We start from the raw sequence: 24,743 nt of genomic DNA on the forward strand, positions 1-24,743 counted from the left end.
CGACAGGCTTGAGACTTGTCCGTTGCTGGGATCGGTTTTGCCCTGCCGCATGGTCGTCTGCGTATTGACGTCTATGCTTAAAGTTTTCCAAAACCTTATAAAAATCGGTGTCATTGAGATTTCATTTCGCCACTTGTCCGGAGGCAAAGGCATGAGCAACCCACGCGATGAGAAGACGCAGCGGTATTCACCGCAGCAGGAAGAGACAGAGCGAGCCCGGCTGACAGCCGGTGCCGGTTCCGCCGCGCCGGCCCCCGTCACGGTGCCGGTCACGCTGCAGGTGAACGGCGAACCTCAGCAGCTAAATGTGGATACCCGTACCACGCTGCTGGACGCGCTGCGCGAACATTTACACCTGACCGGCACAAAAAAAGGCTGCGATCACGGTCAGTGCGGTGCCTGTACCGTGCTGGTCAATGGCCGGCGCATCAACGCCTGCCTCACTCTCGCGGTGATGCAGCAGGATGCCGAAGTGACCACCATCGAAGGCGTCGGCACGCCGGATGATCTGCATCCGCTGCAGTCCGCGTTTATCCGCCACGACGGCTATCAGTGCGGCTACTGCACGCCGGGGCAAATCTGCTCCTCGCTGGCGGTGCTGCAGGAAATTGCAGCGGGCATTCCCAGCCATGTCACGGGCGATCTGACCGCCGCGCCAGCGCTGAGCGATGAAGAAATTCGTGAGCGCATGAGCGGCAACATCTGCCGCTGCGGCGCTTATGCCAACATCCTTGCCGCCATTGAAGAGTACGCCGGAGGCCAGAAAGCATGAGAGCCTTTACCTTTGAACGAGCAGCGACGCCCGCACAGGCTGCCAGCAGCGCGATGCAGCATCCGGGCGCACGCTTTATTGCCGGCGGTACCAATCTGCTCGATTTGATGAAGCTGGAAATTGAAACCCCGGCGCACCTGATTGATGTTAACGGACTGGCGCTGGACAGCATTGAACCCACCGCCGGGGGCGGCTTACGTATTGGTGCGCTGGTGCGCAACACCGATCTGGCGGCAGATGCGCGCATCCGGCGCGACTATGCCGTGCTGACGCGCGCGCTGGTGGCGGGCGCTTCTGGCCAGCTGCGCAATCAGGCCACCACCGCTGGCAACCTGCTGCAGCGCACGCGCTGTCCCTATTTTTACGATGTTAATCAACCCTGTAACAAGCGTCAGCCGGGGACGGGCTGTGCCGCACGCGAAGGATTCAGCCGCCAGCATGCGATAGTGGGTGTCAGCGAAGCCTGTATTGCCACCCATCCCAGCGATATGGCGGTGGCGATGCGACTGCTGGATGCGGTGATTGAAACCGTCAGCCCTGATGGCAGCCAGCGCGCTATTCCCATCGCTGAATTCTACTGCGCACCGGGCAACACGCCGCATATCGAAACCGTGCTGCAGCCGGGTGAGCTGATCGTTGCGGTTACCCTGCCTGCACCGCTGGGTGGCACGCACATTTACCGTAAGGTGCGCGATCGCGCTTCGTACGCCTTTGCGCTGGTCTCAGTAGCAGCGGTTATCCTGCCTGAGGGTGGCGGCCGGGTGGCCGTCGGCGGCGTGGCCCATCAGCCGTGGCGCAGCGCGGCGGCGGATGCTGAACTTCCTCACGGGGCGCAGGCGGTCTGCGATGTGCTGTTTGCTGATGCACGTCCCACTGAAGCCAACCGATACAAATTGTTGCTGGCGCAGCGCACGCTCGCCTCAGCGATCGCGGAAGCGAGGAGCAACGCATGAAATTTGACACACCAGCAACCGCCAATCCTATCGATCGGCAGCGCGTCGTCGGCCAGCCGCTGGCGCGCATCGACGGGCCGTTAAAAACCACCGGCTCGGCGCATTACGCCTATGAATGGCACGCTGAAGCACCGGATGCGGCCTACGGTTATGTGGTCGGCGCGCCAGTTGCCAAAGGCAACATTCTCTCGATTGACACCCACGCCGCAGCACAGGCACCGGGCGTGCTCGGCATCGTCACCGGAGCAACCGCCGGCAAGCTCAACAAGGCAGAGCGCAATACCGCGACGCTGCTGGCGAATAATAAAATCGAACACTATCACCAGGCCGTGGCGCTGGTGGTGGCGGAGACCTTTGAGCAGGCACGTGCCGCCTCGCAGCTGGTTAAGGTTAACTGCCAGGCTGAAACGGGGGCTTACGATCTCGCAGCGGCCCAGCCAGAGGTGACAACGTCACCCGAAGGTGAGCCGGATAAAACGCTGGGCGACGTCGATGCTGCCCTACACAGCGCAGCCTTTACGCTGGACGCCACCTACACCACGCCCGATCAAAGCCATATGGCAATGGAACCGCACGCTTCCATGGCGCTGTGGCAGGACGATCACCTGACGGTCTGGACCTCGAATCAGATGATTAACTGGTGCCACACCGACCTGGCGCACACGCTCGACATGCCGATGGAAAAGGTGCGCGTGCTCTCTCCTTACGTCGGCGGTGGCTTCGGCAGCAAACTGTTTTTACGAAGCGATGCGCTGCTGGCGGCTCTGGGCGCGCGCGCCGTGGGACGGGCGGTGAAAGTGATGGTGCCGCGCCCGATGATCCCCAACAACACTACGCACCGGCCAGCAACGCGGCAGCGCATCCGATTAGCTACCGATGCGCATGGCCATCTCACCGCCATTGCCCATGAAAGCTGGTCCGGTAACCTGCCGGGCGGAACGCCGGAAACTGCGGTGCAGCAGACTGAATTACTCTACGCCGCCGCCAATCGGCTTACCGGGCTGCGACTCGCCGAACTCGATCTGCCCGAGGGCAACGCAATGCGTGCGCCGGGTGAAGCGCCGGGTCTGATGGCGCTGGAGATTGCCATGGATGAAATGGCCACCATCGCCGGTATCGACCCGGTTGAGTTTCGCATCATCAATGATACACAGGTCGATCCGCTGCATCCGGAGCGCTTCTTTTCACGCCGCCAGTTGGTGCAATGCCTGCGCACCGGCGCCAGCAAATTTGGCTGGGCTGAGCGCAGTTCTCAACCCGGGCAACGGCGCGAGGGGCGCTGGCTGGTGGGCATGGGCGTGGCAGCCGGTTTTCGTAACAACCTGCTGGCGCCCTCTGCCGCGCGCGTGCAGCTGGATGCGCAAGGCACAATTACCGTCGAAACCGACATGACCGATATCGGCACCGGCAGCTATACCATCATCGCCCAGACGGCAGCCGAGATGATGGGCGTGCCAATTGAGCAGGTCAGCGTGCGGCTCGGCGATTCGGCGTTTCCTGTCTCGGCGGGTTCGGGTGGCCAGTGGGGAGCCAACACCTCCACGGCCGGAGTGTATGCGGCCTGCGTCCGGCTACGCGAGAAGGTTGCCGCTCAGTTGGGTCTGGATGCAGAAAGCGCAGAGTTTGCCGATGGGCACGTTCACGCCAGCGGGCAGCGCCTGCCGCTCACTGCGGCGGGTCCGCTGATGGCGGAAGAGACCATGGAATTCGGCGATCTGGACAAAACCTTCCAGCAATCCACTTTTGCCGGCCATTTTGTTGAAGTGGCGGTCGACAGTGCCACCGGTGAAGTGCGCGTGCGGCGTATGCTGGCGGTGTGTGCTGCGGGGCGCATCCTTAACCCCAAAACCGCGCGCAGTCAGGTGATCGGCGCGATGACCATGGGCCTCGGCGCCGCGCTGATGGAGGAGCTGGCAGTGGACACCCGGCTCGGCTACTTCGTCAATCACGACATGGCAGGCTATGAAGTGCCGGTACACGCCGATGTGCCCGAGCAGGAGGTGATTTTCCTCGATGACACCGATCCGGTCTCTTCGCCGATGAAAGCCAAAGGCGTTGGTGAACTGGGGCTGTGTGGCGTCGGTGCTGCGCTGGTTAATGCCGTCTACAATGCAACCGGCATTCGGGTGAGAGACTATCCGGTGACACTGGATAAGTTGCTCGCCGCGCTGCCCGTTCAGCCGTAATGCAGGTCCCCTCCGCCAGTGCATGCTGGCTGGCGGAGGGTGGAAACGCGTGAATGGCTGAGCCGTCAGGACTGGTTAACGGGTCACCAAACTGATAATATTGAGACCTGTTAACCAGTCTGGAGAGACGTATGCCAAACATCATTCTCAGCGATATGAGCGCCAGCGTCAGTGAATTGAAAAAGAATCCTATGGCGACCGTCAATGCGGGAGAAGGCTTGCCGGTGGCGATTCTCAATCGTAATCAGCCCGCCTTTTATTGTGTTCCCGCACAACTTTACGAGCAAATGCTGGAAGCGCTGGACGATCAGGAACTGGTTAAAAAGGTAACTGAACGCCACCAGCAGCCGCTGATTGACGTGGATTTGGACAGCTTTCTGTGACATGGACAGTTAAGTTCAGGGAAGAAGCCCTGAAGGAGTGGCATAAGCTGGATAAAGCCATTCAGCAGCAGTTTGCCAAAAAGCTCAAAAAATGTTGTGAAAATCCTCATATCCCCTCAGCCAAATTGCGTGGCATTAAAGACTGCTACAAAATTAAACTCAGGGCTTCCGGGTTTCGCCTGGTTTATCAGGTAATTGATGACCAGTTGATCATCGCCGTGGTCGCGGTGGGTAAACGCGAGCGCAGCGACGTTTATCATCTTGCCAGTGACAGAATGCGCTAACGCATGACGCCGGCCCTCTGCGGCCAGCGTCACGGCGGTGGTTAATGCTCTCAGCGCCCCGCTTCCTTCGCCAGCCCGCACCAGTGCACCAGCGTCAGCGCAATGGCTTTGGTGCAGGCCACCAGATCGGCAATCGGCACATGTTCGTTAGGCTGATGCGACAGCGCCGGATCGCCGGGACCAAAGTTGACCGTCGGCGTCTGGCCCAGCGTGCTGGGTAGGCCAATGTCGCTGTGGGCACCAAAGCCGGCCAGCTGCGGGCTCAGTGCCGCGTCACTCACGCCCTGCTGAAAAGCGCTGACAAAAGGATGATCGGCCGGGATCTCGGCGCAGTCGGCGTCCAGTATCCACTCCACGCGCGCCGGATGCTTTGCCAGGTAAGGATCCAGCGCGCATACCTTCGCCACGTGCGCCTCAATCTCCTGTTTTACCTTACCGCCCAGCCCCATCTCATCCTTTTCTGCCGGCAGATATTGCACGTCTATGACGATCTCGGCGCGGCCGGCAATTGACGCCGGATGCTCGCCCACTTTCAGCTGCGTCACGATAATCTGGTTGGGCAGATCCATGAGTGGATGGTTTTTGTCGGGCTGCGTCTGCCAGCGGCGGTTCAGCACATCGAGCCCGTCCAGCATCTGGCGACACAACATCACGGCATCAACCGGACCGCTGCTGTCCCAGCTGTTCGGCGTTAATTCCGCATGGCCGCCGATGCCATCAAGGATGATGCGCGCCCACAAAATGCCGTGGCAAATCGGCGCGATGCGATTGGCAGTGGGCTCCGTCATGATACCGGCATCGGCTTTGAAGCCGCGATCCACCATTGCCAGCGAGCCCATGCCGCCGATCTCTTCATCCACCACCGTGGTGAACACCACGTCGCCGGCCAGCTGCACGTTGAGATCCTGCAGCAGCTCCACCGCCATCAGCATGCAGGCCACGCCGCCTTTCATGTCCACCGCACCGCGACCATATACCGCCTCGTTGCGGATCTCCGGCACAAAAGGATCGCTGTGCCAGTGCTCCGCCGGACCCGGTGGTACCACGTCAATATGGCCGGTAAGCATCAGCGACCTGCCGCCACCGGATCCGCTCAGGGTGCCGCCCAGATTGGGACGGCCTTCGAAGGTGCGGCCTTTATTGGCGCCCGGGCGGCCCTGATACTTCTGGTACAGCGCCGGGCCATCCGGATCCCACAGATCGGTGTCCATGCCCAGCGCCATCAGCCGCTGCTGCAGATAGCGCTGGCAGTCGCGCTCGCCTGGCCCGGCCTCGCGCGGATCGACCTTTACCACCGAGGGAAACGCCAGCAGGTCGCATAATGTCTGCGCGATACGCTGCGCGCTGGCATCGACGTGCGCGCTAATTTTTTCAGTCAGACTCATGTGTTATCTCCGATAGATAAAAAGTCGTTGTGCCATTAACACCATGATTAACAGCATGCCCACCACGCCCAGTTGCCACACGCTGTTCAGCCCCAGCTGCAACATGCAGGTTTTGAGGGTGACCAGCATCAGCGCGGCGGCGAGAACGCCGATGACACTGCCGCGCCCGCCAAAGATCGCCACGCCACCCAGCAGCGCGGCAGTCAGCGATTCCAGCTCAAGATTGACGCCGATTTCCGGGCGGGCGCTGCCGAGCCAGCACAGGGAAATAAAGCCGGCGCAGCCCGCCAGCGCGCCGCTCAGGCAGTAAACCAGCAGCCGCAGGCGATCGACCGGAATGCCCACCAGCCGCGTGGCGTTCTCGTTGAAGCCGCAGGCGTAGATCCATTTGCCCCACGCGCTGTTGCTGAGGATCAGCCACGCCAGCAGAAACGCCGGGATGACACAGGTTAAGAAAGGCAACGGAACGGACAGCATGGCCGCCCGGCCCCACTGCGTCAGCAGCGGCGGCACGCCGGCCAGCGCCGCGCCACCGGTTAATGCCAGCGCCAGGCCGGAAAACAGATAAAAACTGCCCAGCGTAACGATCAGCGGCCAGAGGCGTAAGCGCGCCACCAGCAGGCCGTTCAGTGCGCCGGCCAGGCTACCGCTCAGCAGGCAAATCAGCGGCAGCCAGCCGGGCGCAATGCCCTGATCGAGTGCCAGCATGCCGATGACCGCCGAGAGCGAAACGTTACCGCCAACCGACAAATCAATGCCGCCGCCGCCAGTCATCACCACCAGCGACTGCCCGAGCGCCACCAGCGACAACAGCGTGGCAAACTGCAGGATGGAGGTCAGCGACCATGCCGCCAGCATCTGCGGCAGCACAATCGCGATGGCGCCCAGCAGCAACAGCCACAGCGCCATCAGCAGCGTCAGATCGGGGGCTTTGCGCCACAGTTTCATGCCAGCCTCCTTAGCGATAACAGCCGCCCACTGGCTGCTTCACTGCTCAGCACCAGCAACAGCACCGCTCCGGTGACCACGGTTTGCCACAGCGAGGGCACGCCAATCAGCAGCAGGCCATTTTGCAGAATGCGCAACAGCAGCACGCCGAGCAGCGTGCCGAGCAGACTGCAGGAGCCGCCGGTAATGCGCGTGCCGCCCAGCACCACTGCGGCAATCGCCTCCAGTGCCAGCGTGCCGCCGACGGTCATCTCCACGTTACGATAGGTGGCGATGTAGCAGGTGGCGGCCAGGCCGCACAGCACGCCGCTGAGGGCAAAGGTCGCGACACGCACCTGAGTTACCGGAATGCCCGCCAGCCGCGCTTTTTCTTCGGAGTTGCCGGCGGCTAGCAGCCATAACCCGTACGGCGTATGGCGCAGCGCCAGCCATACCAGCGCCCAGGCCGCGACAATCAGCCAGGCCATCAGCGGCAGCCCCAGCAGCGGCCGCATCAGCGCATGCGTCAGATCGCCCGGCAGACCGGAAAGCCACTGCCCGCCCAGCAACACAAACAGCGCCGTGCGCCAGACGCCGAACAGCCCTAGCGTGCCAACAATCGCAGGAATGCGGCCGATCACCACCACCAGCGCGGTGATCAGCCCTGCCAGCAGGCCAATAAGCGGTCCGGCCAGCGCCGCCAGCAGCGGGGATTGCAGCATCAGCAGTTGTCCGATACCCCACGCGGCCACGCCCATCACCACGCCCACCGAGACGTCCACGCCGCCCATGGCGATGACCAGCGTCATACCCAGCGCAATTAGCAGCAGTTCGCTGCTGTTGCGCAGAATGGTCAACAGGTTGTCAGCGGTGGCAAACCACGGTGAAAACCACGTAAAGCAGGCGCCAGCCAGCACGGCGATCGCCAGCAGGACGATTTCCCGCGAAGTCATATGCATCACAGGCCTCGTCAGAATTTGAACTGGTCGACGTTATCTTTGGTGAACACCGCCGGCTTGCCGAGCAGCAGCACACCGGTTTTGCTGTCAAAGGTCACCGGTTGAGCGAAGCCGGGAACGTGATTTTCGGCAGCAAACGCTTTCCCGTCGATCAGCTGTTTGCCCGCCCACACCGTCAGATAGCCAAGCTTTTCCGGGTCCCACAGCACGGTGTAGCCAAACGCCCCGCTTTTCAGGTAGGCGCGCGCGGTGTTCGGGCTGCAGAAACCGCTGCCAATCACCTTACCGTTTTTGCCGGCGGTTTCGATGGCCTGCGCCACGCCCGGACAGGTTGTGGAGGCCATGGCAATCACCCCTTTCAGATCGGGGTTAGCGGACATCAAATCGGTGGTGATTTGCGCCGCGCGGCTGGCGGAGCCGCCGGCGTACTGGGGTTTGAGCAGCGTAATGTGCGGGTATTTGCTTTTCACCCGCTGCTGCATAAAGCCAATCCAGCTGTTGAGGTTGGACGCGGTGGCTTCGCCGGAGACGATGCCAATTTTGCCGCGCTCGCCGACGCGTTTGACCATCTCATCGATCACCGTATCGCCCAGGCCCTCATCGGTGGCCTGCGCCACATAGACCGGCCGCCCGCTGTCGGGCGCATCGCTGTCGCTGGTGAACAGATGCACATTACTCGCCTGCGCCTGCGCCATCACCGGCGCAATACTGGAGGCATCCAGCACGCTGATGCCAATCGCATTGACCTTCTGCGCAATCAGGTTCTGCACGATCTGCAGCTGATCCATCGGGTTGGTATCTACCGGACCGCTGTAGACAAACTCCACGCCGAGATCGTGCGCGGCGCGCTTGCTGCCCGCCTCCATCGCCTGAAAATAGGGAATACCGATAATTTGCGGCACGAAGGCCACCTTTTGTGCCGCGAAGGCGTAACCCGATAGCAGCAATGACAGCGAACAAACAGCAGTAGCAATGCGATGCATGATGATTTCCCCTGGTGTGAGTGCTTAGGTGTTTTCGAAAATGCGCGCATCAGGATGCGCACCGGTAATGAGTGCAACGATTTCGTCTGGCGTGGTGTCCGCGTGACGGCGCTCGGCGATTTTGCGACCACGACGAAACACCACCATGCGATCGGCCACGGCAAATACATCGCTGATGTTGTGGCTGATCAGCACCACGGCGCAGCCGCGTTCCGCCAGGCGGCGCGTCAGTTGCAGGACTTTCTGCGTCTCCGCGACCGCCAGCGCGGCGGTGGGTTCATCCATGATCACCAGCTGCGCGTTGAGATTGAGCGCGCGACAGATCGCCACCGCCTGGCGCTGGCCGCCGGACAGACTGCCGACCGCCGCTTCGGCATCGGAAATGTGCGCATCGAGCTCGGTCAGCAGTCGATCCACTGTTTCGCGCATCGCGCGGCGGCGCAGAAACGGAATGCCGAGCACGCGGCGCTTCAGCTCGCGGCCAAGAAACACGTTCTCGGCAATCGACAGATTCTCTGCCAGCGCCAGCTCCTGATAGATGGTGGCAATACCGTGCTCGGCGGCCTGGCGCGGCGAGGTGAATTTCACCGCCCTGCCGTCTACCCTCAGCTCGCCGTCGCTGGCGCTGTACGCGCCGGATAACACTTTGGTAAAGGTCGATTTGCCCGCGCCGTTGTCACCCAGCAGCGCCAGCACTTCGCCACGATGGATCGACAGATTGACCTGGCTAAGCGCCGTTAACGCGCCGAAGCGTTTGCCGATGTTGCGCGCTTCGATGAAACAGCTAGTCATGGGCGCTCTCCGGGTAAGCCGCGCTGTGGAAATCGATCTCCCACTGCAGCACGCGGGCGTAAAGCTGCGACAGCTGCGCCTGTTGCGCCGCGCTGAGCGTCAGTGCGCACTGGTCCAGCTCGGTTTTCAGCCACTGCGCCTGCTGATGGAACTCGTCTTCGGCATGCATCTCTACCCAGCGGCGCACGTCAGCGTCCTGCTGCGATTGCGCGCTGACGCGCAGGCACCAGTGGTAATACATCCACTCGGCACCGAACATCAGGGTGATGATTTCCGCATAGCTGCCCTGCTGCGCGACTTTCAGCATGCCATCGCGGAATGCGCTGACGCCGGGCAGATCGTCGGGATAATCCGCTGGCTGAATGCCGCGCCGCGCCAGCACCGCCTCAAACCAGGCGATTTGCGTATCCACCAGCGCATTGAGCACGCCAATCAACCAGCGCTGCTGACGAATGCCGGGCGCCTTGCTCACCGCCAGCGCAAAAATAGCGATGGCGGTGGCGACGAAGTTACCCTCAAACACCAGATAACGATTAAACACGCTGGCCGGCAGCCGATCGTGCTCAATGTCGACGACAAAGCGGTGCTGCTGCATCGCCTGCCACAGCGCCTGATGCTGCGTCAGCAGCCGATCGCTGAAGCTTTCCATTACGCCTCCTCCAGCGCAGCCTGCGCCACCGCCATAAAGTGCTTCACGCGCGCCAGTTCCACCGGGTTCCACCACACGCCATCAACTTTTAGCGTGCTGGCGACAATCACCCCCTGCGTGCGGCCAAGGATCTGGCAGACGTTGTCCGGCGTCACGCCTGAGCCCACCAGCAGCGGCAAGGCCGTTGCGGCGCGGATTTCGTCGATCTCTCTCAGCGTGGCGCTGTCGCCGGTGCGCTGGCCGGTGGCGATCACCGCATCGGCTTCGAAGAAGTCGACGTCACGCGTCAGCTCCTGAATCGAGCGGTCGGCGACAATTGCGTGGCTGCCGTGTTTAACATGGCTATCGGCAAACACGCGGATGTGATCGGCCCGCAGCTGATTGCGATAGCGCAGCGCTTTAGCGGCTGCCCCTTCGATAAAACCTTCATTGGCGATATAGGCATTGGCCCACTGGTTAACGCGCACAAAATCCGCCCCGCCGGCTAATGCCGTGGCAATTGCCGGGATTGCCGCATTGGCCAGCACGTTAATTCCCAGCGGTGCAGCAAAACGCTCGCGGATTTTATCGGTGATCACCGCCATAAATGCCGCCGTTTCCGGACCAATATCGTCGGGCTTGGCAAAGGGAATATCGCCATGATTCTCAACAATTAAACCGTGCACGCCGCCAGCCAGATAATTATCCGCATCGCGCAGGGCGCAATCGATAATTTCACTCACCGGTTTGCCGCGATATTTCGGCGAGCCAGGAAAAGCATCACAGTGAATAACACCAATCACCGCCTTACTGCGTGAAAAAATATCTTGTATCGCGTTACTTTTTTCTGCTGATATAGAAGCCATCTCTTTCACCTTATTAACGAGAAAACTATGCATGTCTATGTTGCAGGCAATATTGTGGTGGATGAAACCTGGTCCATCGATCAACTCCCTGAAAAAGGCGCCTCAATTCATGGCAAAAAAATTGCGCAGGATATCGGTGGCAAAGGCGCCAATCAGGCAATCATACTTTCGCGTTGCGGCATCGATACGCGCTTAATTAGCGCCACCGGCGATGATATTAACGGCCAGTGGATCCGCGAACGCATCCGGCACGAGAAATTAACCCTACTGCCGCCTCAGTTTTTGTCTGCTCACAGTGACACCTCAATTATTTTTAATAGCAGCGATGGCGATAATGCCATTATTACTACCACCGCCGCGGCCGACGCGCTGGCAGCGGATATTATCCTGGCTTACTTAGCCGATGCCGCTGCCGGCGATATTCTGCTGCAGCAGGGCAATTTTTCTGCGGATAAAACCCGCCGGTTATTTCGCTGGGCAAAAGCGCACGGCTTAACCACGGTATTTAATCCTTCACCGGTCAATCCGGACTTCGCCGATCTCTGGCCACTGATTGACATCGCGGTAGTCAATCAACCGGAAGCCGATCTGCTGCAACCCGCCGGCATTAACACACTGGTGATTACCCAGGGTGCTGCCGGTGCGCTGCTGATACGCGGCAATCAGCGCGTATTCTGCCCGGCGATCAACGTCGCGGCCGTCGATACCACCGGCGCCGGTGACACCTTCCTCGCCGTGCTGCTGGCGTCTGCTCTGCTGCGCGGCGTCGCGCCCGACCTGCTGGCGCTGCAGCATGCCAGCGCGGCGGCGGCGATCACCGTCAGTCGCACCGGCACGCTGAACGCGTTTCCCGATGCTGATGAATTACAACGTATTCTGGCACAGCGCTAAGCCTGGGCGCAGACGTTCGCGTCTGCGCCTGGCGGTTACTTAAACAGCGAACGGTAGCCATCGACGTTGGCTTTGGTCACCACCGTGGCCGGAACCAGAATGGTTTTGCTCACGGTTTTACCGGCCGTCAGGCTATTCAGCGCTTTCAGCGCTTCTTCACCCATTTTCTTCGGATCCTGCTGCAGCACGGCGGTAACGTAGCCACCGTCAATGCCGCTGATGGCTTTTGCCGTCAGATCCCAGCCGAATACCTTAATGTCCTTCTGCCGCCCCTGGTTTTCTACTGCGGCAATGGCACCCAGCAGCGCCGGCTCGCCGGTGGCATAGATCGCGGTGAGATCCGGGTTGCCGGTAATCAGGTTTTCGGCAGCGGTCATGGCGTTATCCTGAATATTCTGGCCATCGACCACATCGGCGACCGTTATCTGGCTATTGCTTTTAATCGTCTCTTCAAAGCCTTTCTGGCGCTGGTTTTGGATGGCCGAATTGAGCGCGCCGACAATTCCCAGTCGCGCTTTGCCGCCCATCTCTTTCGCAACATAATCGACAAAGTATTTACCGAGGATTTTTCCACCTTCGAGGTTATCTACGCCCACCTGCGCTGCCTGCGGACCGGCAGGCAATACCGCATCAATCGCAATCACCGGAATATTCGCCGCTGCGGCTTCTTTTATCGCTGGCATAATACCGTTGACATCGATCGCATCCACCAGAATGCCTTTCACTCCCTGCTGAATATAGTTTTCAATCGCATCGTTTTGCGCCACGGGATTATCGTTGGCGTTATAAATCACCAGCTGTTTACCGCTGGCTTTGGCCGCTTCCTGTGCGCCCTGATTCATCAGGTTAAAAAACAGCGCCTGCTGATTAATCTGGACTAACGCATAAGTGGGTGCGGCGTGAGCCTGAACGCATAATGAACCTGCGGCGAGTAAACCACTCGCGATGAACAGTGAACGCAGTTTTCCGCTGAAAGATGACATCATTGAGTTCCTCGTCGGGAATAATAATAACCAGCGCTTCTCAGCGACGTACCGCTGAGCGTTTTTTTTGGCAGGTAAATATCAGTTCAATGATTCTGAGCACGGCGATAATGCCGTGTTTTGATGCCGCCGGCGTTATCTTTTTCGGCATCCCATCCACTGGGAGTGCGGGGTGAAAAAAACAATGTCGGGTTGGGAAGTTAATCCCGGTACTGCGGTAAACGCTTTATACAATTCGCCCGACGAATTTTTTTGTCAAGTGTTTATTTCTCCAGCAATGCAATCGGGAAAGCGCTGTATTAGTCGCGCTTAACTGTGTTACAGATAAGCCACCCCGGCAAACATGGCGAAATGGATGAGTACAAAACGCGTGTTGTTATCTGACGTGGCAAAGCTGGCTGGCCTGTCAAAAGCCACGGTGTCACGCTATCTGAATCACAGTATTGTGTTGCCGCAGGACACCGTTGACCGCATTGAAAGCGCGATCCGTACGCTGGACTATCGCGGTAATTCTCTTGCGCGGCGTTTAAGCAAAGGCGGCAGCGAAACCTTAGGCCTGGTGCTGCCGGATATCACTAACCCGTTTTTTGCCGAACTGGCGGATGCCGCCGAAGAAGCGGCGTCAGCGCACGGTTACAGTCTGGTGCTGTGCATCACGCGCAACAACCCGGACAAAGAGGCGCAGTTTATCCGCTGGCTGGATACACGCCAGGTGGATGGCCTGCTGTTCACCACCAACCGGCCGGACAACGGCCTGCTGCGCGACGAGATCCAGCGCCAGCGCCATGTGGTTTTGCTGGATGAAGACATTCCCGGCAGTAACGTGCCGAAGGTCTTTGCGGATAACGTGCAGGGTGGCCGCATGGCCACCGAGCAGCTGATCGCCGCCGGGCACACACAGATTGCGTTTATCGGCGGCCCGGAGCAGCTGATGAGCGTGCGCGAACGCTATCTTGGCTTTTGCACCGCGATGCAGCAGGCCGGTTTAACCGTACCGCCGCAATGGGTGATGTATGGTAACTACGAACGCGAATTTGGTCAGCAGGCGTTGCAGCACCTGTTCCGCTGCACGCCGCGCCCTAGCGCCGTGTTCGCCGCCAGTGACTATCTGGTGCTGGGACTGCTCGACGGTCTGCGCGCCATCGGCCTGCAGGCACCGGCGGCGCTATCGCTGGTCGGCTTCGATGACGCCAACTACAGCGATCTGACCCAGCCGCGCATCTCCACCATCCGCCAGCCAGCGCGCCAGCTGGGCCACACGGCGGTGAGCATCATGCTGCGCCTGCTCAACAACGACAGCAGCATCCCGATGGAGACACGATTACCGGTGGAATGGATCGGTCGCGATTCGGTGGGATTTGTTAGCGATGTCCCAAAATGAGGCAAAACTGCACAATCATGGCGCAAAAAGTGAGCGATTTTTTCCGTTAGCGGTATAGTGAGTAAACCGGTTTACTTGCTGATTACATAACATACGATGTATTACAACAAGTTAGCCGCGAGTGCAGTGCCTGTTATTCAGGCTGGCATGGATGCTGCAATGTCATACCTGGCGAGTAAATATCATTGTAGCGTTTACCCTGTTGCTGTGAGTTAAGGGTTTATCTGACAGGTAAACCGGTTTACTAGATTGTAAATCGTGTCAGATAGCCTCTTTTTCGCGACCGGCTAAACATTTCCCACAGGCGTTGATGGGAGTGATCCAATGCAGCAATTACCAGCTCTTCCGGCCCGGGTGGAGATGATTAACATCACCAAAACCTACGGCTCAATTCGTTCTCTGCGCGGCGTCAATCTGCAGCTTGCCCCCGGTGAAGTGCTCGGTCTGGTGGGCGACAACGGCGCTGGCAAATCGACGCTGACCAAAGTGCTGTCCGGCGCGGTGATCCCTACCAGCGGCGCGATCCGCATTGATGGCGAACAGCAGCACTTCAGCAATCCGGCGGATTCGCGCCGTTGCCATATCGAAATGGTTTATCAGGATCTGTCGCTATGCGACACGGTCGATGTGGCCGGTAACCTGTTCATGGGCCGCGAACCGACCAGACGCATCCTCGGCGTGCCGTTTCTCGATCAGGCCACAATGCATGCGCAGGCGCGTGAGATGCTTAAAGGTCTGGGCATCTCGATTCCCGATACCCGTCTGCTGGTGCGTAACCTCTCCGGCGGGCAGCGTCAGGCCATTGCTATCGCCCGTGCCGCCGCGTTCGATCCTAAAGTGCTGATTATGGATGAACCCACTGCCGCGCTGGCGGTAGCGGAAGTCGAAGCGGTGCTGGAGCTGATTCGCCGCGTGTCGGCGCGCGGCGTCAGCGTGATCCTCATCACCCATCGGCTGCAGGATCTGTTCCTGGTGTGCGATCGCATCATGGTGATGTACGAGGGCACTAACGTCGCCGATCGCCGCGTGGCGGACACCAGCCTGAGCGATATCGTCAACCTGATCGTGGGTGAGAAATTTACCGCGCAGTCCGCGGCAGCACACTGAGGTAACAGGATGAGCATCATGAATTTAGGCAGTTCACGCATGATCCAGCACTCTCTGCCGCGCCGCTTGTTGCATAACCATTCGGGTGTGGTGAGCATCGCGCTGTTTTTTGTCTTTTGCTGCGTGGTGTTTTCGCTGATCACCAGCAACTTTCTTACCAGTACCAACTGGCTGAATATCATCCGGCAAAGCGCGCCGCTGCTGATCGTCGCCACCGCGATGACGCTGGTGATTACTACCGGCGGCATCGATTTGTCGGTCGGCTCGACGCTGGCGCTGGTGGGCGCGCTGTCGGCCATTGCGCTCAATAACTGGGGCTTGCCGTGGCCGGTGGTGCTGCTGGGCGGGCTGCTGCTCGGCGCGCTGGTGGGCGCCATCAACGGCTTCTTTATCGCCTGGGAAGGGATACCGGCATTTATCGTCACGCTGGCCACGCTGGCAGTGGTGCGCGGCATCGCGCTGCTGGTGACGCAGGGCTATTCGATTCCGGTGCCGGCTGACAGCCTGTTCACATTTATGGGTCGCGCCTGGGTGCTGGGGATTCCCATGCCGGCGCTGATCGGCATCGTGGTGCTACTGGCCGGTCACATTGTGCTTAATCACCTGCGCTTTGGCCGCTACGTCACCGCCATCGGTGCCAACGCGGAAGGCGCACGGCGCAGCGGTATCAATACCAAAGCGGTGACCATGAAAGTGTACATTCTCAGCGGCATGGCGGCGGCGCTGGCTGGCATGATCATCACCGCGCGCCTCGGCAGCGGCTCCTCTAACCAGGGCGAAGGTTTTGAACTGCAGGTGATTGCGGCGGTGGTGCTGGGCAGTACCAGCCTGTTTGGCGGCTTTGGAACTGTGATCGGTACGCTGCTCGGCGCGCTGTCGATTGCCATTATCCAGAACGGCCTGATTTTGTCGCATATCTCGCCGTTTTATACCCAGATCGCCACTGGCACCATCATTCTGCTCGCCATCTGGCTCAACACCCGCATTCTCAACCCGAGCCGCGCGCCCGCCAAAGGATAGCCCATGAAAGGATCAATTTTTCGCCATGCGGATCCGTTGCCGCTCGGCGTCAGCAGCGGTCAGGTAATGACGGTGCTCGGTCCGCTGCCGGTGGCGGAGATGGGCGTCACGCTGATGCACGAGCACATTTTACTGGATGCCTCCGGTAAATGGGTGCCGCCCTGCTGCTGTAGCGACCGCCACATTGCTGAAATGCCGGTGCGCATCGAGAACCTAGGCGAGCTGTCGCTCAACCCGCTGATGAGTCGCGACAACTGCCAGCTGTTTGACGTCGATACCGCGATTGACGAGCTGATGAAATACCGCGCGCTGGGCGGCGAAACGGTGATCGATCCGACCAATATCGGCATCGGCCGCGATGGTAAAGCGCTGCAGCGCATCGCCCGTCTCACCGGCCTGAATATTGTGATGGGCACCGGCCTGTATCTGGAGCCGTCGCATCCGGAGTGGGTAAAAACCATCAGCGTGGAACAGCTGACCGACAAGCTGATTTACGACCTCGGCGGACTGCCGGAGAAGCCGGAGGTGCTGGCCGGGCTGATCGGTGAAATCGGTATCTCCAGCCGCTTCACGGCCGATGAAGAAAAATCGCTGCGTGCCGCCGGACGCGCCAGCGCGGCCACCGGCGTACCGATTCAGGTGCATCTGCCAGGCTGGGAGCGGCTCGGCCATAAGGTGCTGGATATTCTGGCGCAGGAAGGTGCCGATCTGCGCCACACCGTGCTGTGTCACATGAACCCCAGCTTTGCCGACAAAACCTACCAGCGCGAGCTGGCGGATCGCGGCGTGTTCCTCGAATACGACATGATCGGCATGAGCTACTACTACGCCGACGAATCGGCGCAGTCACCGTCCGATGAGGAGAACGCGCGCGCCATTTGCGCACTGATCGACGACGGTTATCTGCAGCAGATTTTGCTGTCCCAGGACGTGTTCCTGAAAACCATGCTGACGCGCTACGGCGGTCACGGCTATGGCTACATCCTCAAACATTTTGTGCCGCGCCTGAAACGTCATGGCGTCAGCGGCGAACAACTCGAAACCCTCATGATCACTAATCCGCAACGGGTGTTTGGCGGATAAACGGAGAAGTTGGCATGCAAAAGAACGTCTTGCTGGTCGGTGAATCCTGGACCAGTACCGCAATGCACGTAAAAGGCTTTGATCAGTTTGCTACCGCCACCTGGCACAGCGGTGCGGCGGATTTTCTCGCTGCGCTGCAGGATAGCACCTATGCCGTCACGCATATGCCGGCTCACGCCGCCGCCACTGATTTTCCGCAGACGCTGGAGGATTTGCAGCGCTGGGACGTGATTATTCTGTCCGATATCGGTGCCAATACCCTGCTGCTGCATCCGGACACCTGGCTGAAAAGCCGGCGCACGCCCAATCGCCTGGCGCTGATTCACGACTATGTTGCCGCGGGTGGCGCATTAATGATGGTAGGCGGCTATTACAGTTTTCAGGGGATTAACGGCGGCGCACGCTATCGCAATACGCTGGTGGAGAAAGTGCTGCCGGTGCGCTGTCTGGCCTGGGACGACCGCATCGAAACGCCGGAAGGCAGTTACACTGAGGTGACAACGTCACACAAAGTGGTTACCGATCTTCCCGGCGACTGGCCGTGGCTGCTCGGTTACAACGAAGTGGAGATGCAGCCGGAAGGCACGCTACTGGCCACCGTGGCGGGCACCGGCCATCCGCTGCTGGCGGTGCGCGAATATCAGCAAGGCCGCTCGCTGGTGTGGACCAGTGACATGTCAGCCCACTGGCTGCCGGAAGAGTTCAGCCGCTGGCCGGGCTATCGCCAGCTGTGGATTAACTGTCTCGACTGGCTGACGGAGCGTGACTGATGCCAGCGCGATCACTGCCTCTGGCGCAGCAGTTGCTGAGCTTTGACACCATCAATCCACCGGGCAATGAGCTGGCCTGTGTGCAATTCCTCGCCGCGTGGCTGCAGGAGCAGGGCTTCGTGGTCGAACTGACGGCGTTTGGCGAGCAGCGCGCCAACCTGATCGCCCGCCTGCCGGGCCAGATGCCGGGCAAACCGCTGGCCTTTACCGGCCATCTGGACACCGTGCCGCTGGGTAATCAGCCGTGGCAGTTTGATCCGTTTGGTCACGACATTGATGGCGACCGGCTGTACGGACGCGGCGCCAGCGATATGAAAGCGGCGGTCGCGGCGTTTGTGCTGGCCTGCGTGCAGCACAAAGCGGCGATTATGGCCGGGCGCGGCGTGGTGCTGCTGCTGACCGGCGGTGAAGAGACCGGCTGCCACGGTGCGCAGGCGCTGATCGCGGCCGGGCTGTTGCCTGAAGTTGGTGCGCTGATCGTGGGCGAGCCAACCGCCAACCAGCCGGTGATCGGCCACAAAGGCGCGCTGTGGCTGCGCTGCGAAACGCGTGGTAAAACCGCGCACGGAGCCATGCCGGAGCTGGGCATCAACGCCATCTACCTGGCGGCCGATGCGCTGGGTAAGATTCGTCACTTTTCACCGGGCGCGCCGCATCCGCTGATGAAACAGCCGACGCTGAACGTCGGCCGCATTGAGGGCGGCCTCAACATCAACTCGGTGCCGGACCGCGCCGCGTTTGATGTGGATATCCGCAGCGCGCCCAACCTGCAACACGCGGTGATTCGCCAGCAGCTGGCGACCTTTCTCGGTGACAGCGTGCACATCAGCACGCTGGTTGATCTGCCGGCGGTGCTAAGCCCGGAGCGGCACCAGTGGATTCAGTCGGTGTACCGTGCCTGCGAAGCCGTGACGCAGCAACCTGCGCAAGCGCGCATCGTGCCCTATTTTACCGATGCCTCGCTGCTGCTGCCGGCGCTCGGCGATCCGCCCTGCATTATTCTCGGTCCCGGTGAGCCGACGCAGGCGCACCAGACCGATGAATACTGCCTGGTGAGCCGTCTGAGCGAGGCAGAGCAGATTTACGGGCAGCTCATCGCTGACTGGATGCGCTGAGTGCCGCTGATGCGCTTAAAACGGATTTTTTCCCTCTGCGCCGCCGGAAACGCCCAGCAGCCTGTTACACTCGTCGGCTATAACAACTTTTTAACGTCAGCGGCGCAGTGTGCTGGCGTTATTACGCAGGATAGTCGCGGTTATGCCCGTCAATTTTGACCTCAACGATCTCTACGCCTTCCGCGCGCTGGTGGAGTACGGCAACTTTCGTCTGGCGGCGGAGTCAATCTGCCTGTCGCAGTCAGCGCTCAGCCGCAGAATTGAGAAGCTGGAAGCGGCGCTCGGCACCCGGCTGTTTGACCGCACCACGCGGCGCGTCACGCTAACGCTGTATGGCCAGAACTTTGCTCAGCGCTCGGAGCAGTTGCTGGATAATGTCGAATCGATGCTGGCCGACGTCGAGCGCGCCAGCCAGGATCGCACCGGCCTGATCACCGTCGCTACCGTGCCCTCGGGCGCGTACTATTTTATGCCGGAGGTGATCCGCCGCTTTCAGGCGCGTTACCCGCGCGTGCGCATCAAGCTGATTGATAGCAGCGTCGGCAACGTGATGGATGCGGTGAGCAGCGGACAGGCCGATTTCGGTATCTGTTTTGCGCGCAATTTACCGCCGGAGCTTACCTTCACGCCGCTGGTGGAAGATGTTTACGTCGCCGCCTGTCGCCGCGATCATCCGCTGGCGACGCGCCAGCAGCTCAGCTGGCAGGAGTATTTTGCGCAGGATTATGTGGCGCTGGATAAAGTGTCCGGTAACCGCAATCTGCTGGACAGTGCGCTGGCGCATCTTACGCCCGCCCGGCAAAGTATCTGCGAAACGCGCCATGTCACGACGCTGCTGGGGATGGTAGAAGCGGGCATCGGCATTGCTGCCGTGCCCGCAATGTCGATGCCGGCGAACGGGCATCCACTGCTGCGCCAGCTGGCGCTGACCGATCCGCAGGTCACCCGTTCGGTAGGATTAATTCGCCGCAGCGGACGTATGCAATCTTACGTCGCTGCGGAGCTGGAAAAGCTGATTATCGAACAGTCTCAGCACGTTTAACGCGCGGTTTGCAACGTCAGCGCGCGGCGGCGATACAGGTACAGCGTCGCCAGCAGCGCGCAAATCGCCGCAAAGCTCATCCAGTAGCCCGGTGACGCCTTGTCGCCGGTGTATTCGATCAGCGCGGTAGACACCACCGGCGTGAAGCCGCCAAACAGCGCGGTGGCCAGGCTATAGGCCAGCGAGAAACCGGCGACGCGCACTTCTGCCGGCATCACTTCGGTCAGCGCAGGGATCATCGCACCGTTATACAGGCCGTAAATAAACGACAGCCACAGCAGCACGCTCAGCATCATGCTGAAGGTCGGCGTCTGCGCCAGCAGCGTCAGTGCCGGATAAGCGGTCGCCAGCGCCAGCAGCGTCATCGCCAGCAGCACCGGTTTACGCCCAAAGCGGTCCGACAGCGCACCGCCAATTGGCAGCCAGATAAAGTTGGAGATCGCCACCAGCAGCGTCACCAGCAGGCTGTCCGAGGCGCTCAGCATCAGCACCTTTTTGCCGAAGGTAGGCGCATAGACGGTAATGAGGTAGAACGCGGTGGTGGTCATCGCCACCATCAGCATCCCGGCAATCACCACCGGCCAGTTCTGCAACAGCGTGCTAAATACCTGACGCATATCCAGATGATGACGGCGCGCGCTGAACTCCTGCGTCTCTTCCAGACGGCGACGCAGAATAAAGATAAACGGCACGATCAGGCAGCCAAACAGGAACGGAATACGCCAGCCCCAGGCGCTGATGGCGCTCTGCTCCAGCGCAGCATTGAGCGCGAAGCCCATTGCGGCAGCGACCATGATGGCAACCTGCTGACTGCCGGATTGCCAGCTGGTGTAGAAACCTTTGCGGCCTGGCGTGGCAATCTCTGCCAGATAAACCGACACGCCACCCAGTTCTGCCCCGGCCGAGAAGCCCTGCAGCAAACGACCAATCAGCACCAGCAGCGGCGCCCACAGGCCAATCGACTGGTACGACGGAATCAGCACGATCAGGAAGGTGCCCGCCGCCATGATCGACAGCGTGACGATCAGCCCTTTGCGCCGGCCAACCTTATCGATATAAGCGCCCAGCACAATCGCGCCAATCGGCCGCATCAGGAAGCCGGCACCGAACACCGCAAAGGTCATCATCAGCGACGCGAATTCGCTGCTGGCGGGGAAAAAGGTGTGCGCGATATAGGTGGCATAGAAACCGAACAGAAAGAAATCAAACTGTTCGAGGAAGTTGCCGGAGGTGACGCGGAAAATAGCGCCAACCCGGGCTCGGGTGGTCATCGGTAAGGCAGAGGAATGCATAAGTATCTCCAGTTTGTCCCTGGCGCTGTTATCAATCGCGCCTGCTTCGGAAGACTGGATCAGAACGTTAAGGTTAATAAGCGCAATAAACGCATGGCGTGATGCGTCTGACGCATTAATCGCTGCAGGCAACGGGCCACCCTCAATATTAACAATGAGTTAACAAAGGCAGCCCCGTTTTTACTCCGCTCAGGCCCGCAGGCACCACAATACAGATTTGTGACCAGCTTCAAGCCGCCCACCGTGAGTCTGGCGCATAACAAAATTAACACATCTCTTTTTTCGCATATGTAGTTGACTTCATCACGTCCCCGCACCACACTGTCGGCTTTCCATTCAGGAGGGATTATGTCGCCGCTAACGCCACTGCAGCTGTTTAAAAACCTTTCCGACGAGACGCGTCTGACGCTGGTGCTGCTGCTGAAAGAACGTCAGGAGCTGTGCGTGTGCGAGCTGTCTGCCATCCTGCAACTGCCGCAGCCGAAGATTTCCCGCCATCTGGCGCTTTTACGCAACAGCGGTTTGCTGAGCGATCGCCGTGACGGCAAGTGGATCCACTATCGCCTTTCGCCGCATATGCCGGTGTGGGCAGCGACGGTGATCGAACAGGCATGGCAATGCCAGCGCGATGCGATCCATGGCCTGCTGCTGCCGGTGCAGCGCGACCAGCTGACCACCGATGGCCGGGCGGTGTGTCTGTAAAAAATTTTACCCATACATATTCGATTTTCCACATATGAAACGAACACAACCTGACTTTCCGGAGGAAACATGTTACTGGCAGGGACTATTTTCGCCATTACTTTACTGCTGGTGATCTGGCAACCGCGCGGGCTGGGCATTGGCTGGAGCGCCAGCGCCGGCGCGCTTCTGGCGCTGCTGACGGGCGTGGTGCATCCCGGCGATATCCCGGCGGTGTGGCAGATTGTCTGGAACGCTACCGCCACCTTTATCGCGGTGATCATCATCAGCCTGTTGCTTGATGAGGCCGGCTTTTTTGCCTGGGCGGCGCTGCACGTGGCGCGCTGGGGCGGTGGCAGCGGTAAAAAATTGTTCTCCTTTATTATCCTGCTGGGTGCCGCAGTCGCCGCGCTGTTTGCCAATGACGGAGCCGCGCTGATTCTGACGCCTATCGTGATCGCGATGCTGCTGGCGCTGGGTTTCAGCCGGGGGGCCACGCTGGCGTTTGTCATGGCGGCCGGGTTTATCGCCGATACCGCCAGCCTGCCGCTGGTAGTGTCCAATCTGGTTAACATCGTCTCGGCCGACTATTTCCGGCTCGGCTTTGGCGATTACGCCGCCGTGATGGTGCCGGTCACGCTGGCGGCGGTGCTGGCGACATTGCTGATGCTGCATCTGTTTTTCCGCAAAGAGCTACCGCTCAGCTATGATCGCGCCCGGCTGACGTCGCCTGCAGCGGCGATTCGGGATCGAGCTACTTTCCGCGCGGGATGGCTGGTATTGCTCTTGTTGCTGGCTGGCTTTTTTGCCCTTGAGCCGCTGGGCGTACCGGTAAGTGCCGTGGCCGCCGCAGGCGCACTGATGCTGTGGTTTGTGGCGCGGCGGGGTCAGGTGATTGATACGGGTAAAGTGCTGCGCAGCGCGCCGTGGCAGATTGTGGTGTTTTCGCTCGGCATGTACCTGGTGGTGTATGGTTTGCGCAACGCCGGGCTGACCGTCTGGCTTACCGGCTTGCTGAATAGTTTTTCTGCGACCGGCCTGTGGGGCGCAACGTTTGCCACGGGCTTCTTCAGCGCCCTGCTCTCCTCCATCATGAACAATATGCCGACGGTGCTGGTGGGCGCCCTGGCGATTGATGCCAGCACGGCGCACGGCGTGGTGCGCGAGGCGATGATTTACGCCAACATTATCGGCTGCGATCTGGGCCCGAAAATCACGCCGATTGGCAGTCTGGCAACGCTGCTGTGGCTGCACGTGCTGGCGCAAAAAGAGATTCGCATCAGCTGGGGCTACTATTTTCGCGTCGGCATCACTCTGACGTTACCGGTGCTGGCCGTGACGCTGGCAGCTCTGGCGCTGCGCCTTTCCCTTTGACCGTTAAGAGACTGACAATGACTAACATTACGATCTATCACAACCCGGACTGCGGTACCTCGCGCAATACGCTGGCATTGATTCGCAACAGCGGCGTCGAGCCCACCATTGTGCTTTATCTGGTTACGCCGCCCACGCGTGAAACGTTGCAGCAATTGATCGACGCCATGGGGATTGGCCTGCGCGCCCTGGTGCGCCAAAACACCGACGCCTCGCAGGCGCTGGGGCCCGCACGTGAAGCGCTGAGCGATGAGCAGCTGCTGGATGCCATGCTGGCGCAGCCGATTCTCATCAACCGCCCGATAGTGGTGACGCCACTGGGAACGCGTCTGTGCCGTCCTTCTGAGCAGGTGCTGGATATCCTGCCCGATGCGCAGCGCGGTCCGTTTACTAAAGAGGATGGTGAGGTGGTGATTGATGCGCAGGGCAGGCGCGTCAATCTTTAGTCGGTCAGAAATCGTCCGGGATAATCTGCTTCAATCGCGTGCACCCGGTCATAACGGCCAAACAGGCGATAGCGATTGCGGGCAATCAGGTTGTAGATCAGATTAGTGAGCCCGTCCGGCAGATAACGCAGAACGCCGCAGGCGCGCCACGGCCAGGGCAGCGAGTGCATAATGCGACAGATGGCCTGCGCGCGCAGCCAGTGCTGCCCATCGCGCAGTAACACGATGGTGCGGATGTTATCGTGCGGTAATCCAGCGTGCTGCAGCAGCTGTTTGCCGCGCTCGCTCTGGATCGCCGCAAAGTGATAATCGCACGGCAGGCGGTGGCGCAGCAGAAAAATCACCCAGGCATTACACAGCTTGCATTGTCCATCATAAAGGATGATCGACTGGCCGGACTCGGGTTGTACGGATGATGACACCTGACCTCCGTATTGCAG

General features: G+C 60.0%; 26 protein-coding genes. 16 read left to right on the top strand and 10 right to left on the bottom strand.

Annotated elements, in window-relative coordinates; genetic code table 11:
* The first annotated feature begins 151 nt into the window (after positions 1-151).
* The 5 genes from paoA (at position 152) to F3J36_RS06235 (ending at position 4,578) form a co-directional block, all read left to right on the top strand.
* Positions 152-772, top strand: a complete 621-nt coding sequence (gene paoA / locus F3J36_RS06215) for an aldehyde dehydrogenase iron-sulfur subunit PaoA (RefSeq protein ID WP_021509446.1) — start codon at positions 152-154, stop codon at positions 770-772.
* Positions 769-1,725 (top strand): xanthine dehydrogenase family protein subunit M, encoded by a 957-nt coding sequence (locus tag F3J36_RS06220; protein ID WP_166719214.1) that lies wholly within the window; start codon positions 769-771, stop codon positions 1,723-1,725. Before paoA ends, F3J36_RS06220 begins: the two co-directional genes overlap by 4 nt.
* Positions 1,722-3,911: an aldehyde oxidoreductase molybdenum-binding subunit PaoC gene (paoC, locus tag F3J36_RS06225; RefSeq protein ID WP_166719215.1), complete on the top strand. Its 2,190-nt coding sequence runs from the start codon at positions 1,722-1,724 to the stop codon at positions 3,909-3,911. Before F3J36_RS06220 ends, paoC begins: the two co-directional genes overlap by 4 nt.
* A 131-nt stretch (positions 3,912-4,042) precedes the next feature.
* Positions 4,043-4,294 carry a type II toxin-antitoxin system Phd/YefM family antitoxin gene (locus tag F3J36_RS06230; RefSeq protein WP_088517619.1) on the top strand — a complete coding sequence of 84 codons (252 nt, stop codon included), beginning with the start codon at positions 4,043-4,045 and terminating at the stop codon, positions 4,292-4,294.
* Positions 4,291-4,578 carry a type II toxin-antitoxin system RelE/ParE family toxin gene (locus F3J36_RS06235; protein ID WP_058770149.1) on the top strand — a complete coding sequence of 96 codons (288 nt, stop codon included), beginning with the start codon at positions 4,291-4,293 and terminating at the stop codon, positions 4,576-4,578. The genes F3J36_RS06230 and F3J36_RS06235 overlap by 4 nt, the downstream gene beginning before the upstream one ends.
* Before the next feature lie 50 nt (positions 4,579-4,628).
* Here F3J36_RS06235 and F3J36_RS06240 read toward each other — a convergent pair whose 3' ends face one another.
* The 7 genes from F3J36_RS06240 to F3J36_RS06270 are packed head-to-tail and all read right to left on the bottom strand — an operon-like array spanning position 4,629 to position 11,118.
* Positions 4,629-5,963, bottom strand: a complete 1,335-nt coding sequence (locus F3J36_RS06240) for a M20 family metallopeptidase (protein ID WP_058758757.1) — start codon at positions 5,961-5,963, stop codon at positions 4,629-4,631.
* A 3-nt stretch (positions 5,964-5,966) separates the two neighbouring features.
* A complete protein-coding gene (locus F3J36_RS06245) occupies positions 5,967-6,911 on the bottom strand; it encodes an ABC transporter permease (protein ID WP_166719216.1) in 945 nt (314 codons plus the stop codon).
* Positions 6,908-7,849: an ABC transporter permease gene (locus F3J36_RS06250; RefSeq protein ID WP_166719217.1), complete on the bottom strand. Its 942-nt coding sequence runs from the start codon at positions 7,847-7,849 to the stop codon at positions 6,908-6,910. The genes F3J36_RS06245 and F3J36_RS06250 overlap by 4 nt, the downstream gene beginning before the upstream one ends.
* An 11-nt stretch (positions 7,850-7,860) precedes the next feature.
* Positions 7,861-8,832: an autoinducer 2 ABC transporter substrate-binding protein gene (locus F3J36_RS06255; protein ID WP_166719218.1), complete on the bottom strand. Its 972-nt coding sequence runs from the start codon at positions 8,830-8,832 to the stop codon at positions 7,861-7,863.
* A 24-nt stretch (positions 8,833-8,856) separates the two neighbouring features.
* Positions 8,857-9,624: an ATP-binding cassette domain-containing protein gene (locus F3J36_RS06260; RefSeq protein WP_166719219.1), complete on the bottom strand. Its 768-nt coding sequence runs from the start codon at positions 9,622-9,624 to the stop codon at positions 8,857-8,859.
* A complete protein-coding gene (locus F3J36_RS06265; protein WP_058775030.1) occupies positions 9,617-10,273 on the bottom strand; it encodes a TenA family protein in 657 nt (218 codons plus the stop codon). Before F3J36_RS06265 ends, F3J36_RS06260 begins: the two co-directional genes overlap by 8 nt.
* Entirely contained in the window at positions 10,273-11,118 is an 846-nt protein-coding gene (locus F3J36_RS06270; protein ID WP_166719220.1) for a BtpA/SgcQ family protein, read from the bottom strand. Before F3J36_RS06270 ends, F3J36_RS06265 begins: the two co-directional genes overlap by 1 nt.
* A gap of 27 nt (positions 11,119-11,145) precedes the next feature.
* Between F3J36_RS06270 and F3J36_RS06275 the strand changes: the two genes are divergently transcribed.
* Positions 11,146-12,009 carry a PfkB family carbohydrate kinase gene (locus F3J36_RS06275; RefSeq protein WP_166719221.1) on the top strand — a complete coding sequence of 288 codons (864 nt, stop codon included), beginning with the start codon at positions 11,146-11,148 and terminating at the stop codon, positions 12,007-12,009.
* 35 nt (positions 12,010-12,044) lie between these two features.
* Here F3J36_RS06275 and F3J36_RS06280 read toward each other — a convergent pair whose 3' ends face one another.
* Positions 12,045-12,995: a substrate-binding domain-containing protein gene (locus F3J36_RS06280; protein ID WP_166719222.1), complete on the bottom strand. Its 951-nt coding sequence runs from the start codon at positions 12,993-12,995 to the stop codon at positions 12,045-12,047.
* Between the two features lie 340 nt (positions 12,996-13,335).
* Between F3J36_RS06280 and F3J36_RS06285 the strand changes: the two genes are divergently transcribed.
* The 7 genes from F3J36_RS06285 to F3J36_RS06315 all read left to right on the top strand — a co-directional run bounded on the left by F3J36_RS06285 (position 13,336) and on the right by F3J36_RS06315 (position 20,510).
* Complete coding sequence (locus F3J36_RS06285; protein WP_058775032.1) at positions 13,336-14,373, top strand: LacI family DNA-binding transcriptional regulator; 1,038 nt, start codon at positions 13,336-13,338, stop codon at positions 14,371-14,373.
* 360 nt (positions 14,374-14,733) lie between these two features.
* Positions 14,734-15,480, top strand: coding sequence for an ATP-binding cassette domain-containing protein (locus tag F3J36_RS06290; RefSeq protein ID WP_021509459.1), 747 nt, complete (start codon positions 14,734-14,736; stop codon positions 15,478-15,480).
* A gap of 18 nt (positions 15,481-15,498) precedes the next feature.
* On the top strand, positions 15,499-16,500 hold the full coding sequence (locus F3J36_RS06295; protein WP_166719223.1) for an ABC transporter permease: 1,002 nt from the start codon (positions 15,499-15,501) through the stop codon (positions 16,498-16,500).
* A gap of 3 nt (positions 16,501-16,503) precedes the next feature.
* Complete coding sequence (locus F3J36_RS06300) at positions 16,504-17,583, top strand: phosphotriesterase (protein WP_166719224.1); 1,080 nt, start codon at positions 16,504-16,506, stop codon at positions 17,581-17,583.
* Positions 17,584-17,597: 14 nt separating this feature from the next.
* Positions 17,598-18,353, top strand: coding sequence for a glutamine amidotransferase (locus F3J36_RS06305; protein ID WP_166719225.1), 756 nt, complete (start codon positions 17,598-17,600; stop codon positions 18,351-18,353).
* On the top strand, positions 18,353-19,468 hold the full coding sequence (locus tag F3J36_RS06310) for a M20 family metallopeptidase (RefSeq protein ID WP_166719226.1): 1,116 nt from the start codon (positions 18,353-18,355) through the stop codon (positions 19,466-19,468). Before F3J36_RS06305 ends, F3J36_RS06310 begins: the two co-directional genes overlap by 1 nt.
* A gap of 142 nt (positions 19,469-19,610) precedes the next feature.
* Positions 19,611-20,510 (top strand): LysR family transcriptional regulator, encoded by a 900-nt coding sequence (locus tag F3J36_RS06315; RefSeq protein ID WP_166719227.1) that lies wholly within the window; start codon positions 19,611-19,613, stop codon positions 20,508-20,510.
* On the opposite strand, the gene F3J36_RS06320 is transcribed toward F3J36_RS06315, so the two are convergent.
* Complete coding sequence (locus F3J36_RS06320; RefSeq protein WP_021509465.1) at positions 20,507-21,802, bottom strand: MFS transporter; 1,296 nt, start codon at positions 21,800-21,802, stop codon at positions 20,507-20,509. The genes F3J36_RS06315 and F3J36_RS06320 overlap by 4 nt on opposite strands.
* Positions 21,803-22,150: 348 nt before the next feature.
* Here F3J36_RS06320 and F3J36_RS06325 point away from each other — a divergent pair, with 348 nt between their 5' ends.
* The 3 genes from F3J36_RS06325 (at position 22,151) to arsC (ending at position 24,303) form a co-directional block, all read left to right on the top strand.
* Positions 22,151-22,504, top strand: a complete 354-nt coding sequence (locus F3J36_RS06325) for a metalloregulator ArsR/SmtB family transcription factor (RefSeq protein WP_166719228.1) — start codon at positions 22,151-22,153, stop codon at positions 22,502-22,504.
* A 69-nt stretch (positions 22,505-22,573) separates the two neighbouring features.
* A complete protein-coding gene (locus F3J36_RS06330) occupies positions 22,574-23,857 on the top strand; it encodes an arsenic transporter (protein ID WP_166719229.1) in 1,284 nt (427 codons plus the stop codon).
* 17 nt (positions 23,858-23,874) lie between these two features.
* Complete coding sequence (arsC, locus tag F3J36_RS06335) at positions 23,875-24,303, top strand: arsenate reductase (glutaredoxin) (protein WP_166719230.1); 429 nt, start codon at positions 23,875-23,877, stop codon at positions 24,301-24,303.
* Here the strand turns inward: arsC and F3J36_RS06340 are convergent.
* Positions 24,300-24,725 carry a DCC1-like thiol-disulfide oxidoreductase family protein gene (locus F3J36_RS06340; protein ID WP_166719231.1) on the bottom strand — a complete coding sequence of 142 codons (426 nt, stop codon included), beginning with the start codon at positions 24,723-24,725 and terminating at the stop codon, positions 24,300-24,302. The two genes, arsC and F3J36_RS06340, sit on opposite strands and share 4 nt — an antisense overlap.
* Between the last annotated feature and the right edge of the window lie 18 nt (positions 24,726-24,743).

The organism is Pantoea sp. Cy-640, from assembly GCF_011752635.1.
Classification (GTDB): Bacteria; Pseudomonadota; Gammaproteobacteria; order Enterobacterales; family Enterobacteriaceae; genus Pantoea; species Pantoea dispersa.

Coding starts and splice junctions, on each gene's coding strand:
- paoA (WP_021509446.1), top strand. CDS start 152: ATGAGCAACCCACGCGATGAGAAGACGCAGCGGTATTCACCGCAGCAG.
- F3J36_RS06220 (WP_166719214.1), top strand. CDS start 769: ATGAGAGCCTTTACCTTTGAACGAGCAGCGACGCCCGCACAGGCTGCC.
- paoC (WP_166719215.1), top strand. CDS start 1,722: ATGAAATTTGACACACCAGCAACCGCCAATCCTATCGATCGGCAGCGC.
- F3J36_RS06230 (WP_088517619.1), top strand. CDS start 4,043: ATGCCAAACATCATTCTCAGCGATATGAGCGCCAGCGTCAGTGAATTG.
- F3J36_RS06240 (WP_058758757.1), bottom strand. CDS start 5,963: ATGAGTCTGACTGAAAAAATTAGCGCGCACGTCGATGCCAGCGCGCAG.
- F3J36_RS06245 (WP_166719216.1), bottom strand. CDS start 6,911: ATGAAACTGTGGCGCAAAGCCCCCGATCTGACGCTGCTGATGGCGCTG.
- F3J36_RS06250 (WP_166719217.1), bottom strand. CDS start 7,849: ATGCATATGACTTCGCGGGAAATCGTCCTGCTGGCGATCGCCGTGCTG.
- F3J36_RS06255 (WP_166719218.1), bottom strand. CDS start 8,832: ATGCATCGCATTGCTACTGCTGTTTGTTCGCTGTCATTGCTGCTATCG.
- F3J36_RS06260 (WP_166719219.1), bottom strand. CDS start 9,624: ATGACTAGCTGTTTCATCGAAGCGCGCAACATCGGCAAACGCTTCGGC.
- F3J36_RS06265 (WP_058775030.1), bottom strand. CDS start 10,273: ATGGAAAGCTTCAGCGATCGGCTGCTGACGCAGCATCAGGCGCTGTGG.
- F3J36_RS06270 (WP_166719220.1), bottom strand. CDS start 11,118: ATGGCTTCTATATCAGCAGAAAAAAGTAACGCGATACAAGATATTTTT.
- F3J36_RS06275 (WP_166719221.1), top strand. CDS start 11,146: ATGCATGTCTATGTTGCAGGCAATATTGTGGTGGATGAAACCTGGTCC.
- F3J36_RS06280 (WP_166719222.1), bottom strand. CDS start 12,995: ATGATGTCATCTTTCAGCGGAAAACTGCGTTCACTGTTCATCGCGAGT.
- F3J36_RS06285 (WP_058775032.1), top strand. CDS start 13,336: ATGGCGAAATGGATGAGTACAAAACGCGTGTTGTTATCTGACGTGGCA.
- F3J36_RS06290 (WP_021509459.1), top strand. CDS start 14,734: ATGATTAACATCACCAAAACCTACGGCTCAATTCGTTCTCTGCGCGGC.
- F3J36_RS06295 (WP_166719223.1), top strand. CDS start 15,499: ATGAATTTAGGCAGTTCACGCATGATCCAGCACTCTCTGCCGCGCCGC.
- F3J36_RS06300 (WP_166719224.1), top strand. CDS start 16,504: ATGAAAGGATCAATTTTTCGCCATGCGGATCCGTTGCCGCTCGGCGTC.
- F3J36_RS06305 (WP_166719225.1), top strand. CDS start 17,598: ATGCAAAAGAACGTCTTGCTGGTCGGTGAATCCTGGACCAGTACCGCA.
- F3J36_RS06310 (WP_166719226.1), top strand. CDS start 18,353: ATGCCAGCGCGATCACTGCCTCTGGCGCAGCAGTTGCTGAGCTTTGAC.
- F3J36_RS06315 (WP_166719227.1), top strand. CDS start 19,611: ATGCCCGTCAATTTTGACCTCAACGATCTCTACGCCTTCCGCGCGCTG.
- F3J36_RS06320 (WP_021509465.1), bottom strand. CDS start 21,802: ATGCATTCCTCTGCCTTACCGATGACCACCCGAGCCCGGGTTGGCGCT.
- F3J36_RS06325 (WP_166719228.1), top strand. CDS start 22,151: ATGTCGCCGCTAACGCCACTGCAGCTGTTTAAAAACCTTTCCGACGAG.
- F3J36_RS06330 (WP_166719229.1), top strand. CDS start 22,574: ATGTTACTGGCAGGGACTATTTTCGCCATTACTTTACTGCTGGTGATC.
- arsC (WP_166719230.1), top strand. CDS start 23,875: ATGACTAACATTACGATCTATCACAACCCGGACTGCGGTACCTCGCGC.